We start from the raw sequence: 13,192 nt of genomic DNA, 5'->3' as shown, positions 1-13,192 counted from the left end.
ATTGTACCCACGTTTACGTGCGGTTTTGTACGTTCAAATTTTTCTTTAGACATTTAAAGAGTCCCTCTAAATAGACACGGTTATCGATGGGTAAATTAAACCACATTAACCAATAAAATCATTACTATTTAATAAGGAGAGAGGAATTTGGAAGGCTGGTGCTGATAGGCGGATTTGAACCGCCGACCTCACCCTTACCAAGGGTGCGCTCTACCAACTGAGCTATATCAGCGTTTGGAGCGGGCAGCGGGAATCGAACCCGCATCATTAGCTTGGAAGGCTAAGGTAATAGCCATTATACGATGCCCGCAGTCCTAAATTCATCTGTCCCATCAGAATTCATTTAGAAAATGGTGGAGGGAGAAGGATTCGAACCTTCGAAGGCTGAGCCAACAGATTTACAGTCTGCCCCCTTTGGCCGCTCGGGAACCCCTCCACGCTAAATGAATACTTGTTTACTAAAGGATGGTGCCGACTACCGGAATCGAACTGGTGACCTACTGATTACAAGTCAGTTGCTCTACCTACTGAGCTAAGTCGGCGTTGCGTTGTCGTAAGCAAGTGAGGTGCATTATAGAGATTTTTTGAAACTGTGCAAGCGTTTTTTTCTAAAAAATTAAAAAAAACGTTTCTTTGCTTACTTTGTATTCTAAATGTTGATTTTTTGTAACTTTTTGTTGTTTTTATAAGAATAAATCCCCAAAAAATCCTGTTTATATTGTATAGTTCGCATCATTCTTTTTGCTTAAAAAGCAAAATTTAGGTTAAGAAATAGAGATTTTGGCAATGAGCCTTGAAAAAACCAACAAAATTACCCCTTTTCTAACATTTGATCGTAGTCAATGGGCGGAATTACGCAAATCAGTACCGTTAAAATTAACCGAACAAGACCTCAAACCCTTGCTCGGCTTTAACGAAGATCTCTCTTTAGAAGAAGTACGCACTATTTATCTACCACTTGCCCGTTTAATTAACTATTACATCGAAGAAAATCTCAAACGCCAAGCCGTTTTACACCGCTTTTTAGATGTTGAGCCGCCAAAAGTACCTTACATTATTAGTATCGCAGGGAGTGTTTCAGTAGGCAAAAGCACCTCAGCACGTATTTTACAAGCTCTACTTTCAAATTATCCTGAACCACGAAAAGTAGATTTAATTACTACTGATGGCTTTCTTTATCCATTAAAAACCTTAGAAGAGAAAAACTTGCTCAAGCGCAAAGGTTTCCCAGAATCTTACGATATTTACCGCTTAATCGAATTTGTTTCTGATCTGAAATCGGGAAAACCATCAGTTAAAGCACCTATTTACTCGCATTTAACTTACGATATTATTCCCAACCAATTTAACGTAGTCGAACAACCCGACATCGTAATTTTAGAAGGCTTGAACGTGCTCCAAAGCGGAATGAATTACCCCGCCAGCCCGCACAATGCTTTTGTCTCCGATTTCGTAGATTTTTCTATTTATGTCGATGCTGATGAAACCTTATTAAAACAGTGGTATATTTACCGTTTTCTGAAATTCCGCCGCAGTGCATTTTCAGACCCAAATTCCTACTTCCATCACTACTCAGCATTATCGGAAGAAGAGGCAATCCAAACCGCCTCCACCATTTGGGAAGAAATCAACGGCTTAAACTTGAAGAAAAACATTCTGCCAAGCCGTGAGCGAGCGAATTTAATTCTCACCAAAGGTGAAAACCACGAAATCCAGACGGTGAAATTAAGAAAATAACTCTAGCCCCAAAGAGGCTAATTTATACGTGACCTAGGGCGAAAGCACTAGGCAATAGAGAAATAATTATGAACAAAAAACTCTTTCTTCCTTTAGTTATATTTATCACGCTTTGCATCGCTTTAATGGTTCAACTCTTTCGCAATAGCAACGGCGATGACCCGAAAAAACTCGAATCGGCACTTATCGGCAAGCCTGTGCCCACATTCAAACTAGAATCGGTGCAAGATGAAACCAAAATGCTAGATGAAAAAATCATTAAAACAGGTACGCCTCGCCTTCTTACTGTTTGGGCAACGTGGTGTCCAACCTGCTACGCAGAACACGCTTACCTCACTGAACTTGCGAAACAAGGCGTGGAAATTGTCGGCATCGACTACAAAGACGAACGTGCCAAAGCAATGAAATTCCTCATGAATTACGGCAATCCATTTAAAGCGATAGTGTATGATCCTAAAGGCTCTCTAGGCTTAGACTTAGGCGTGTATGGTGCACCAGAAACCTTTGTGATTGATGGCAACGGGATTATTCTCTACCGCCACGCAGGGGATGTGAATGAAAACGTGTGGAATGAAACGTTGAAGCCCATTTATGATAATGCGAAAACACAATAACGATATAAATAGAAAACTCAAGATGAAAAAACTTCTCTCTCTGTTCATTTTCACGGCAACTGTTGCCACCGCTGTCCCCATCGAATTCAACCAATTCGATAGCCCGCAGCAGGAGGCAGATTATCAATCGTTGATTCAAACTCTGCGTTGCCCGCAATGTCAAAACAACAACATTGCGGATTCTAATGCAACTATCGCCACCGATATGCGGGCGAAAACATTGGAATTGCTCAAACAGGGCAAAAATAAGGATGAAGTGGTAAACTATATGGTTGAACGCTACGGAAATTTTGTCACCTATGATCCACCGCTTACCCCTGCTACTATTTTCTTGTGGATATTGCCTATACTACTTATCTTATCGGGTATTAGCTTGATTTTGATGCGAAAGAAAAAGGGCTCACAAGCGGTTGAAAAATCGCAAGATCTTGCAAAATCGGCACAAGATAAAGCACGTTTGGCAAAAATTCTTAATGATAAGGAATAATCTATGACCTTTTGGCTCATTACTTTGGCAATCACACTGGTGATTTGCTTCATCGGTTTTTACCCGCTTTTAAAAAGCAAACAGCAATTGAACGGTACGCAACGTTCCACGCTCAACAAGCATTTTTACTTCCAACGTTTAAAAGAAGTAGAGCAAGAGGCGAACGAGGGAGTGATCGAAGATGCAGAGCAGACCAAACAAGAGTTACAACAGAGCTTGTTAGACGATATTCCCGAAGAAGCTGAGCAACAAGCCAGCATACAAGCGGTCAAAAAAGGCTGGTTTGTTGCAATTCTTGTTGCGGTTGGAGCGATTAGCACGGCGGCTTATGTCTCAGTCGGCTCGTGGCAGGCGTCAGATATGGTCAATATGACACATAAAAAGCTGGAATATTTTTACGATCGTATTAAAAACGAAGACACAAACCCGTTGTCTGAAGCAGAGCTAAACCAATTTGCCGTGGCGTTACGTACCGATTTGCAGGAAAATCCAAACAATGCTCAAGGCTGGTTTATGCTCGGGCAAGTGGGAATGGCAAAAGATGACGGGCAGTTGGCGTATGAAAGCTATAGCAAAGCGGTGCAGCTCGATCCGAAAAATATGCAATACAAATCGACCTACGCCCAGTTGCTGATGCTCTCGCAAGATAAATCGGATAAAGAAAAAGGCAAAGAGTTGCTGTCCGAATTATTACGTGAAGACCACACCAACCTCGATGCGTTAAGTATGCTAGCGTTTAGTGCTTTTGAAGAAGAAGATTACAAAATGGCAGCGATGACGTGGGGAATGATGTTGAAGCTGATTCCTGAAGATAATCCGCGTCGTAAAACGGTAGAAAAAAGTATTGATATGGCAATGCAAATGCAGAAAATGCAAGAGCAAAAAGCAGCTGAAGCGGTGAAAGAAAATCAAAAGTAAGATAACCAAATAAACTAATTTCTTCGGAAACAAGACTGCCAAATCTCCCCTCCCCCTCTTTGCTAAAGAGAGGATTATTCATTAGTAAATTATGCTCAACAGTTTTAAATACTAATGTTGAAGTAGAACACTAAAAGCCGATTTTAGTATGATTTAAACTCCTCTTGAGCAAAGAGGGGGAGGGGAGATTTGGCAGTAGTCATTTACGGAGAAATTAGTACAAAAAGAGAATATAAAATGCTAAACAAACAAAAACTCAGAGTCGGATTAGTGTCTGTTTCCGACCGTGCCTCGCAAGGCGTTTATGCAGACCAAGGCATTCCTGCTTTACAAAGTTGGTTGGAAAAAGCCCTTATAGATGAATTTGATGTGGAGGTGCGTTTAATTCCTGATGAGCAACAGCTTATTGAGCAAACTTTAGTGGATTTGGTTGATAACCAACACTGCCATTTGGTACTCACCACAGGTGGCACAGGTCCTGCGAAACGAGATGTAACGCCTGATGCCACCCTTGCAATTGCCGACCGTGAAATGCCAGGTTTTGGCGAGCAAATGCGTCAGGTCAGTTTGCAATTTGTGCCGACCGCAATTCTCTCTCGCCAAGTCGGCGTGATTCGTGGCGAAAGTTTAATTCTTAATTTACCAGGGCAGCCGAAAGCCATTCAAGAAACCTTGGAAGGCGTAAAAGACGAAAACGGCAAAACAATAGTAAAAGGCATTTTCTCCGCTGTGCCTTATTGCTTGCAATTACTCAGCGAGATTTATATCGACACCCACGCTGATGTGTGCGAAAGTTTCCGCCCAAAATCAGCGAGAAAATAAAGCCACAAAATAAGTAAAAATAACGATGAAATTACGACATTATTTAACCGCTTTGCTCGGTTTGATGATTGCTTTACCCAACTTTGCAAACGAATCAGAAAAGAAAGCCAGCAGTGAGTTTTCGCAAAAAACCGAAGAAAAACAACCGCTTTTCAAAGATGGTAAAGATTTCTTTTCCTACATTAAACCGATTAAAGTCAATGTGCCAAAGGGCAAAATTTTAATCCAATACTTTTATCAATATGGCTGCAAAAACTGCCTGATTGGGTTGGATTCCCTTAATCTCTATGTAAAAAATCACGCAGATAAATTGGTGTTGCAAACCTCACCGAGCTTCGCCAAGGATGAAAATTTCACCAGTGCGATGAATGCAACCTTTAAAGAGTATGGCAAAGAGGATTTAAGCCCTCTTTACCTATTTGACAGCCTCGATCGGAAAGAAGAGAAAAGCCTGCTTAAAAGCAATGAGGAAATCCGAGCGTGGCTTAAGCGTAACGGAATTGATGATAAGAGATTCCATCAGCTTTTCCACTCTGAATTAGTGAAAAAACAGATTGAAGCTGATGTGAATTTGTTCAAACAATATGGTTCACCAAAGTATGTGCCGATGGCAGTGCTAAACGGCAAATATATTTTGTTGCAAAACACGCTTTACAACGATGATTACACCTTCGGGGTACTAGATTTTTTAGTTGAAAAACTACAACAAGAACAAGGAGATAACGATGGCAAATAAAATTGCAATTATTGGTGCGATGCCTCAAGAAGTAGAAATTTTATGCGGTTTAATGCTTGAACCAAAAACAACAGAAATAGCCAACTGCAAAATTTTTGAAGGTAAAATTAACAACCGCCCTGTTGCAGTATTGCAATCTGGCATTGGAAAAGTAGCCGCTGCAATGGGCACAACACTACTCATTCAGCAATTCAAACCCGATATGATTATTAACACGGGATCTGCTGGCGGGTTAGATCCAAACTTAAACGTGGGCGATGTGATTATTTCAACCGAAGTGCGTCACCACGATGTGGATGTTACCGCTTTCGGCTATGAAAAGGGACAACTTCCCGCCAATCCAGCGGCATTTTTACCAAATGAACAATTAGTAGAAGTAGCTAAAAAACAGGCGGAAAAATTAGGCTTAAATGCCGTTTCTGGCTTAATTTGTAGCGGCGATGCCTTTATCAATGGGGCAGATAAAATCGCTCAAATTCGTGCGAACTTCCCACAAGTTGCCGCAGTTGAAATGGAAGCGGCAGCAATCGCTCAAGTATGCCATGCAATGAATGTGCCATTTGTGGTAGTGCGTGCCATTTCAGATGTTGCCGATAAAGAATCGCATCTCTCATTTGATGAGTTCCTCCCGCTTGCAGCAGAGAAATCCTCTGAAATGGTACTTGATATGTTAAATAACCTAAGTTAGCCGTTTTCTCTTACAAAATTTACAAAACTTTATACAAAATTACCCGCTTAATGGCGAATTTTTGTCTGATATTTTGTATAATATCTCGAATTTATTACCACTGCTTTTACAGTGGTCTTTTTTTAATTGATTACCCTATTAATTTATGATGAACTCAAGTCCCAATATTGGTTTTATTAGTCTTGGTTGTCCAAAAAATTTAGTGGATTCCGAGCGTATTTTGACTGAACTTCGTTCAGACGGTTATAATATTATTCCTAGCTATGAAGGTGCGGATTTAGTGATTGTCAACACCTGTGGTTTTATTGACAGTGCCGTGCAAGAATCACTAGAAAGTATTGGTGAAGCATTAGAAGCCAATGGTAAAGTAATTGTAACAGGCTGCCTTGGTGCAAAAGAGAATCAGATCCGTGAAGTACATCCAAAAGTGCTAGAAATCACCGGCCCGCACAGCTATGAAGCGGTAATGAAACACGTGCACAAATATGTACCGAAACCAGAATATAACCCATACGTGAGTTTAGTGCCAAAACAAGGGGTGAAACTCACACCGAAGCATTATGCTTATTTGAAAATCTCAGAAGGCTGCGACCATCGTTGTACCTTCTGCATTATCCCTTCAATGCGTGGCGATTTAGACAGCCGTTCTATCGTGCAAGTTTTAGACGAGGCAAAACGCCTTGTAGATGCAGGCGTGAAAGAGATTTTAGTCGTTTCGCAAGATACTTCAGCTTATGCCTTAGATAAGAAAAAAGAAGAGGGCACAAAAACCGTTTTCTGGAACGGGATGCCGATTAAAAATGATTTAATGAGCCTGTGTGAGCAACTTGGTTCATTAGGCGTTTGGGTGCGTTTGCACTATGTTTATCCTTATCCTCACGTGGATAATTTAATCCCGTTAATGGCACAGGGAAAAATTCTGCCATATTTGGATATTCCACTCCAACACGCCAGCCCGAAAATCTTAAAAGCGATGAAACGCCCTGGCTCAATTGAACGCACGCTTGAACGCATCAAACAATGGCGTGAAATCTGCCCAGAATTGACGCTTCGTTCAACCTTTATCGTCGGCTTCCCTGGTGAAACGGAAGAAGATTTCCAAATGTTGTTAGATTTCTTAAAAGAAGCACAGCTCGACCGCGTTGGTTGCTTTAAATTCAGCCCTGTAGAAGGTGCACCTGCAACCGATATGGCAGACCAAGTGCCAGAAGAAGTGAAAGAAGAGCGTTTCCACCGCTTTATGCAGTTACAGCAAGAAATCTCAAGCGGTCGATTACAACAAAAAATTGGCAAAACCCTTGCGGTGATTGTCGATGAAATTGACGAAGAAGGCATTATCGGCCGCTCAATGGCAGATGCTCCTGAAATTGATGGTGTCGTTTATGTTGATAATCTTTCAAACCAAGAAGTTAAAATAGGACAGATTATCTCTGTTACCATTACTCACGCAGATGAATACGATCTGTGGGGAACTTATTAATCATAAAAGGAAAAGAACATGTCCGAACAAAAACAACCAAGTGTTATTCGTTTTGAACAAGAAGTTGCTGCTAAAAACTATGAAGCAGCTTGTGTAGAACTCCTCGATATTTTAGGTAAAATTGATAGCAATTTTGGCGGTATCGAAGGAATTGAAATTAACGAACCTCAACAACTCAGTACACTTGAACAAGATAAAACTATTCACTTTTGTACTCGAATGGCTGTTGCGATTACCGAATTATTTACAGATCCTCAACTAGACATTTCTGAAGCAGGTGCATTACGTTTCTTCACATTACAACGTTGGATTTCATTGATTTTTGCATCATCTCCTTATGTAAATGCAGATCATATTCTCACAACTTATAATCGTAATCCTGCAGCTAAAGATCCTCTAGATATACATTTAGAAACGAATAAATCAGCACTCATTAAATTCTGTATTCTTTATTTACCAGAATCTAACGTGTCATTGAATTTGGATGCACTTTGGAATTTGTCTCCTGAAATTTGTGCATCGCTATGTTTTGCATTACAGTCTCCACGCTTTATCGGTACACAGGCTGCATTCTCAAAACGTGGAGCGATTTTGCAATGGTTCCCAGAAAAATTAGCCACTATTGAGAATCTAAATAACTTACCAAGCGGTATATCTCATGATGTGTATATGCACTGCAGCTATGATATTGCGGGCAATAAACACGATGTAAAACGAGCATTAAACCAAGTAATGCGTCGCCATTTACTTGCTCACGGTTGGACAGATCGCGATGTAACAAAATTAGGTGAACGTAATGGAAAACCTGTTATGGTTGTATTACTAGAACATTTCCATTCAGCACACTCCATTTATCGTACTCACTCAACATCGATGATTGCTGCACGTGAACGTTTCCACCTTATTGGTGTAGGTGGCCCAGCAGTAGATGAAGCTGGACGTGCTGTATTTGATGAATTCGTACTACTTGAAGGCAATTCAATTTTCGATAAATTGAATATGTTAAAAGGACTTTGCGAAGAAAATGGTGCATCCGTTTTCTATATGCCAAGTATTGGTATGGATTTAACTACCATCTTTGCAAGCAACACACGTTTAGCTCCAATTCAAGTGGTAGCATTGGGGCACCCCGGTACTACACATTCTGATTTCATTGAATATGTGATCGTAGAAGATGACTATGTAGGTTCTGAAGAGTGCTTTAGCGAAACACTATTACGCTTACCAAAAGACGCATTACCTTACGTGCCATCTTCTTTTGCTCCAACAAGTGTGAATTACCGCTTGCGTGAAAACCCTGAAGTAGTAAATATTGGTATTGCTTCAACTACCATGAAGTTAAACCCATATTTCTTAGAGGCATTAAAAGCAATTCGTGATCGTGCAAAAGTGAAAGTACATTTCCACTTTGCGTTAGGTCAATCAAGTGGTATCACACACCCGTATGTAGAACGCTTTATTAAAACCTACTTAGGTGATAGTGCAACGGCTCACCCACATAGTCCATACCACGAATATCTCAATATTCTGTATAACTGCGATATGATGGTAAACCCATTCCCATTCGGGAATACTAACGGTATTATTGATATGGTAACGTTAGGTTTAGTTGGTATCTGCAAAACAGGTCCAGAAGTACATGAGCATATTGATGAAGGGTTATTTAAACGTTTAGGCTTACCAGAATGGTTAATTGCAAATACTGTAGATGAATATGTAGACCGTGCAATTCGATTAGCTGAAAATCACCAAGAACGTTTGGAACTACGTCGCCATATCATTGAAAACAATGGCTTAAACACGCTATTTACTGGCGATCCTAGCCCAATGGGTAAAGTATTGCTGGCGAAACTTGATGCTTGGAAAGCAGAGCATCTTTCTCAAGCAGAAGAAAAACCAAAAAATACAGCTAAAAAAGTAGCCGCGAAGACTGGAAAATCTTCTGAGAAAAAAACCAAAGTAGCTCCAAAAAAAGTTGCTAACACAACTCCATTGAAAGATGCTGCAAAAAAATTGAAAAAGAAACCAGCTAAAAAATAACAAATTTCTAAGCAAATAAAATTAAGCGGTGATATTTAGCATGAGTATTGCAAAATTCAAACTAAATATCACCGCTTTTCTATGCAAATATCGCACAAATAGCATCAAACATACCTTTCGGATAAGCACAAAAAAACCTTGGGTTTCCCCAAGGTTTTTAAATTTCGCATTAAGCGGTGAATTATGCACCCAAACGCTCTTTGATACGTGCAGATTTACCTGAACGCTCACGTAAGTAGTAAAGTTTAGCTTTACGTACCGCACCTTTACGTTTAACAGCAATGCTGTCGATTGCAGGTGAGTGAGTTTGGAATACACGTTCAACGCCTACGCCGTTTGAAATTTTACGTAGAGTGAATGCAGAGTGCAAGCCACGGTTACGAATTGCAATAACCACGCCTTCGAACGCTTGCAAACGTTTTTTACTACCTTCTACTACCCATACCTTAACTTCTAATGTGTCACCTGGACGGAAGCTAGGTACGTTTTGTTTTAATTGTTCTGTTTCAAGTTGTTTGATGATGTTACTCATTTTAAAAACCTTCTAAATCCTAGAATTAACTGATTTTGTGTCGTTGCTTGATTTGTCGCAACAACTTCTGTTGTTCGTCAGTCAGAGCTAGGCTATCCAATAGCTCAGGGCGTCGTAACCAAGTTCTTTCCAAAGATTGCGATAATCGCCATTTTCGGATTTCTTCATGGTGTCCAGACATCAGCACTTCAGGCACAGGTATGCCATCTAGCACTTCAGGGCGAGTATAATGTGGGCAATCTAATAAGCCCTCAGCAAATGAATCTTCCAAAGCGGAAGCTTGTTTACCTAATACACCCGGTACGAATCTTGCAACAGCATCAATTAATGTCATTGCAGGTAATTCGCCCCCTGTTAAAACATAGTCGCCAATTGACCATTCTTCATCAACTTCCGATTGAATCAATCGCTCATCAACACCTTCATATCTGCCACAGATTAAAATCAGTTTTTGATTTGAAGCTAGCGTTTGCACACCTTGTTGATCGAGTTTGCGACCCTGTGGCGAAAGGTAAATCACTTTAACCTCTGCACCCTCTTCTGCTTGTGCTGCCTTTTTTGCTGCATGAATTGCATCACGAAGCGGCTGCACCATCATCAACATTCCCGGGCCTCCACCATAAGGGCGGTCATCCACGGTTCTATGTTTATCTGTTGTAAAATCGCGCGGATTCCAACATTGAATCTGCAGAAGATTTTGTTTAATTGCTCTACCTGTTACCCCAAAATCAGTGATTGCTTTAAACATTTCGGGAAACAGTGAAATAATACCAATCCACATTATTTATCCCCCAACGTTCTTGCTCTTAAAAGCGAAAGCTCACACCGCATACCTGAGGTTAGAAACCAGCGTCCCAGTCCACCGTAATTGTTTTGGTGGCGAGATCTACTCTTTTAACTACTTGTTCATATAAGAACGGAATTAATCGTTCTTGTTTGCCGAAAGCATCTTTGCTATTTGCTTTAACCACTAGCACATCATTTGAACCTGTTTCCATTAACTCAGTTACCACGCCCATAGTGTAGCCTTCAAGGTTTACTACTGAACAGCCGATTAAATCGTGCCAGTAATAATCGCCTTCTTCCAGTTCTGGAAACACACTTAAATCTACACCAATTTCAGCGTTAGTTAATAATTGTGCGGCTTCACGGTCGTCTGTGCCTTTTAATTTCACAATCAAATCATTGCTGTGATAACGCCAGCTTTCGAGTTCGATTGGCTGCCATTGCCCCTTAATTTTTAAGAACCATGGCTGATAATCGAAAATGCTTTCTGCCTCTTCGGTAGATGAATACAAACGTAACCAGCCACGGATACCATAGGTTGAACCTAATTTCCCCACAACTTCAATTTTTTGTTCGCTCATATTATTCACCTACTTTTGCAAAATTTTTAAAAAATTCAGCCGCTTATTAAGCTGCTTTGCGTGCTTCTTTTACTAAAGATTCTACACGATCTGAAAGTGAAGCACCTTTAGCAACCCAAGCATCAACTTTAGCCACATCTAAACGTAAACGTTCAGCTTGACCTGCTGCTAATGGGTTGAAGAAACCGATACGCTCGATGAAACGACCGTCACGAGGTGAACGGCTGTCCGCTACCACGATTTGATAGAATGGGCGTTTTTTAGCTCCGCCACGAGTTAAACGAATGGTTACCATAACCTTCCTCTAAATTGTTGATAGTAAAAAATAAACCCTCGTTCGAGGTGAGGGTGCGAACTTATCTCTATTTTTACAGAAAATAAGCGGTGGAATTTTACCGCTTTTTTGCGAAAATGCAAGGGGAAAAGCCGAAGGCAAGGACTAGACTAGTCAGAAATGCTTATTTCTTTCTTCTTAGAATAAAGAGCTTAAAAGAAAATTCATTGCCTATTCCTTCAACTTCTTCAACAAAATCTTCACTATGAACCAGCTCATAGCCTGCATTAAGGTAATCTAATAGCTTTTGCTTAAAAGCAATATATTCATTATGTTCCGAAGAATAAGTGAATGGCTGTCTTACTCTCACTATTTCATATTCAAACATATAACACATCTATTATTGGGTTTTATCTTCTAATGCTGAAACTTCTGCTTGCTCATCTTTTATAAAGCACATAGCGATATGAAAGAATGGCTCAGTTAATGAAAATAGCGAAAAGACCAACCACCATTTGGATTTACCAAGATACTCTAGTCGTTTCTTACCATATTTATATCTGATTAACACACTTATAGCGACTATTGATAATCCTATGTCTGTTAATATGCCCATTCCATGTTTGTTTCCTAAAGCGACTAGAAAAATCCAAGTAAAAACAGCCACAAATGAAAGTGGATAGTAGATAAGTGCAAATTTTATGTACTGTTTTCTATTCATTGATAAAACCTCAACATTCTAAAAATTGTTCTATATTCATTTATAATAATAAACCTCATTACAAATATGCATAAAACGCATATTTACAAAAATTATATGCTTAGCAAGATATTCATTCAAGGTAACAAATCATCAAAAATAATGCTATATATGAATAAAATGGCAACGATGATTTATGGTTCAACCAATCGCAAGTGATATAGACCGAGCTGTCGGACAACGTATCCAACAAAAACGAAAAGAATTGGGTTACACAGCAGAAAAATTGTCTGAATATGTGGATATTTCACAACCACAACTTTCTCGCTACGAACGTGGCACAAACAAGATCAATATGTCGCATTTGGTGGCAATTGCAACCTTCTTAAAAACGCCAATTAGTTACTTTTTTGCCGATTGTATGGAAGTGGCGGAATGGAATAATGATGAATTGGACAGACATTGGCAGGAATTAACTACACCGCAAAAAACGATTTTTGTAGCTTTTTTGAAAGAGTTGAAGAAAAACAAATAAACAGATATAAAAATGTAGGGTGGGAATGTTCTGGCTTCAGCTTGCCCTTCCCGCCAAATTTTGCAACATTTAACCAGCCGTTGGGGTACCTTGGTATTAGTAAGTTTACATTCGGGCACCAAGCGTTTTAGTGAACTTCGCCGATCTATCGACGGCGTAAGCGAACGTATGCTGACGCAAACCTTACAAGAATTGGAAGCCGATGGGATGTTAATCCGTAAATCCTATAATACCGTGCCACCGCAAGTGGATTACACATTAA

Annotated in this window: 17 protein-coding genes and 4 tRNA genes; 11 read left to right on the top strand and 10 right to left on the bottom strand. The window is 40.0% G+C overall.

Annotation, left to right across the window (positions count from 1 at the left end; all coding sequences use genetic code 11):
- Positions 1-156 precede the first annotated feature (156 nt).
- The 4 genes from QMF79_RS07990 to QMF79_RS07975 form a co-directional block, all read right to left on the bottom strand.
- A tRNA-Thr gene (locus QMF79_RS07990) sits at positions 157-232 on the bottom strand.
- A gap of 3 nt (positions 233-235) precedes the next feature.
- Positions 236-310: transfer RNA gene (locus QMF79_RS07985), tRNA-Gly, on the bottom strand.
- Positions 311-351: 41 nt separating this feature from the next.
- Positions 352-436 (bottom strand) — tRNA-Tyr (locus QMF79_RS07980).
- A gap of 30 nt (positions 437-466) precedes the next feature.
- A tRNA-Thr gene (locus QMF79_RS07975) sits at positions 467-542 on the bottom strand.
- A gap of 244 nt (positions 543-786) precedes the next feature.
- Here QMF79_RS07975 and coaA point away from each other — a divergent pair.
- From coaA to QMF79_RS07930, 9 genes are all read left to right on the top strand, one after another.
- Positions 787-1,737 carry a type I pantothenate kinase gene (gene coaA / locus QMF79_RS07970; protein WP_281773420.1) on the top strand — a complete coding sequence of 317 codons (951 nt, stop codon included), beginning with the start codon at positions 787-789 and terminating at the stop codon, positions 1,735-1,737.
- 68 nt (positions 1,738-1,805) lie between these two features.
- A complete protein-coding gene (locus QMF79_RS07965) occupies positions 1,806-2,351 on the top strand; it encodes a DsbE family thiol:disulfide interchange protein (protein ID WP_281773419.1) in 546 nt (181 codons plus the stop codon).
- Between the two features lie 22 nt (positions 2,352-2,373).
- Positions 2,374-2,838 carry a cytochrome c-type biogenesis protein gene (locus QMF79_RS07960; RefSeq protein WP_281773418.1) on the top strand — a complete coding sequence of 155 codons (465 nt, stop codon included), beginning with the start codon at positions 2,374-2,376 and terminating at the stop codon, positions 2,836-2,838.
- A gap of 3 nt (positions 2,839-2,841) precedes the next feature.
- Positions 2,842-3,756 carry a c-type cytochrome biogenesis protein CcmI gene (gene ccmI, locus QMF79_RS07955; protein WP_281773417.1) on the top strand — a complete coding sequence of 305 codons (915 nt, stop codon included), beginning with the start codon at positions 2,842-2,844 and terminating at the stop codon, positions 3,754-3,756.
- 237 nt (positions 3,757-3,993) lie between these two features.
- Positions 3,994-4,578: a molybdopterin adenylyltransferase gene (gene mog / locus QMF79_RS07950; RefSeq protein WP_281773416.1), complete on the top strand. Its 585-nt coding sequence runs from the start codon at positions 3,994-3,996 to the stop codon at positions 4,576-4,578.
- A gap of 25 nt (positions 4,579-4,603) precedes the next feature.
- A complete protein-coding gene (locus tag QMF79_RS07945; protein WP_281773415.1) occupies positions 4,604-5,314 on the top strand; it encodes a thiol:disulfide interchange protein DsbA/DsbL in 711 nt (236 codons plus the stop codon).
- A complete protein-coding gene (gene mtnN, locus QMF79_RS07940; protein ID WP_281773414.1) occupies positions 5,304-6,002 on the top strand; it encodes a 5'-methylthioadenosine/S-adenosylhomocysteine nucleosidase in 699 nt (232 codons plus the stop codon). The genes QMF79_RS07945 and mtnN overlap by 11 nt, the downstream gene beginning before the upstream one ends.
- Positions 6,003-6,150: 148 nt before the next feature.
- Positions 6,151-7,482, top strand: a complete 1,332-nt coding sequence (rimO, locus tag QMF79_RS07935) for a 30S ribosomal protein S12 methylthiotransferase RimO (protein ID WP_111428103.1) — start codon at positions 6,151-6,153, stop codon at positions 7,480-7,482.
- Positions 7,483-7,500: 18 nt separating this feature from the next.
- Positions 7,501-9,522, top strand: coding sequence for a UDP-glucose:protein N-beta-glucosyltransferase (locus tag QMF79_RS07930; protein ID WP_281773413.1), 2,022 nt, complete (start codon positions 7,501-7,503; stop codon positions 9,520-9,522).
- Between the two features lie 181 nt (positions 9,523-9,703).
- Here QMF79_RS07930 and rplS read toward each other — a convergent pair whose 3' ends face one another.
- The 6 genes from rplS to QMF79_RS07900 form a co-directional block, all read right to left on the bottom strand.
- Positions 9,704-10,054, bottom strand: a complete 351-nt coding sequence (rplS, locus tag QMF79_RS07925) for a 50S ribosomal protein L19 (protein ID WP_005706147.1) — start codon at positions 10,052-10,054, stop codon at positions 9,704-9,706.
- Between the two features lie 25 nt (positions 10,055-10,079).
- A complete protein-coding gene (gene trmD / locus QMF79_RS07920) occupies positions 10,080-10,835 on the bottom strand; it encodes a tRNA (guanosine(37)-N1)-methyltransferase TrmD (protein WP_281773412.1) in 756 nt (251 codons plus the stop codon).
- A 58-nt stretch (positions 10,836-10,893) separates the two neighbouring features.
- Positions 10,894-11,421, bottom strand: a complete 528-nt coding sequence (gene rimM, locus QMF79_RS07915) for a ribosome maturation factor RimM (RefSeq protein ID WP_005708635.1) — start codon at positions 11,419-11,421, stop codon at positions 10,894-10,896.
- Between the two features lie 46 nt (positions 11,422-11,467).
- Positions 11,468-11,716, bottom strand: a complete 249-nt coding sequence (gene rpsP / locus QMF79_RS07910) for a 30S ribosomal protein S16 (RefSeq protein ID WP_007525753.1) — start codon at positions 11,714-11,716, stop codon at positions 11,468-11,470.
- Between the two features lie 163 nt (positions 11,717-11,879).
- A complete protein-coding gene (locus tag QMF79_RS07905) occupies positions 11,880-12,083 on the bottom strand; it encodes a hypothetical protein (RefSeq protein WP_281773411.1) in 204 nt (67 codons plus the stop codon).
- A 12-nt stretch (positions 12,084-12,095) separates the two neighbouring features.
- Positions 12,096-12,416, bottom strand: coding sequence for a DUF805 domain-containing protein (locus QMF79_RS07900; RefSeq protein WP_281773410.1), 321 nt, complete (start codon positions 12,414-12,416; stop codon positions 12,096-12,098).
- Between the two features lie 175 nt (positions 12,417-12,591).
- On the opposite strand from QMF79_RS07900, the gene QMF79_RS07895 reads away from it, so the two are divergent.
- Entirely contained in the window at positions 12,592-12,930 is a 339-nt protein-coding gene (locus QMF79_RS07895; protein WP_281773409.1) for a helix-turn-helix domain-containing protein, read from the top strand.
- Between the two features lie 30 nt (positions 12,931-12,960).
- Positions 12,961-13,192 (top strand): winged helix-turn-helix transcriptional regulator (locus QMF79_RS07890; protein WP_281773421.1); only part of this gene is annotated, 232 nt, incomplete at its 3' end.

Origin of the sequence: Pseudohaemophilus parahaemolyticus, assembly GCF_938021905.1 — a bacterium.
GTDB lineage: Bacteria > Pseudomonadota > Gammaproteobacteria > Enterobacterales > Pasteurellaceae > Haemophilus_A > Haemophilus_A parahaemolyticus_B.
Note: the sequence above shows the minus strand (reverse complement) of the source record. Positions and strands in the feature narration are given on the sequence as shown.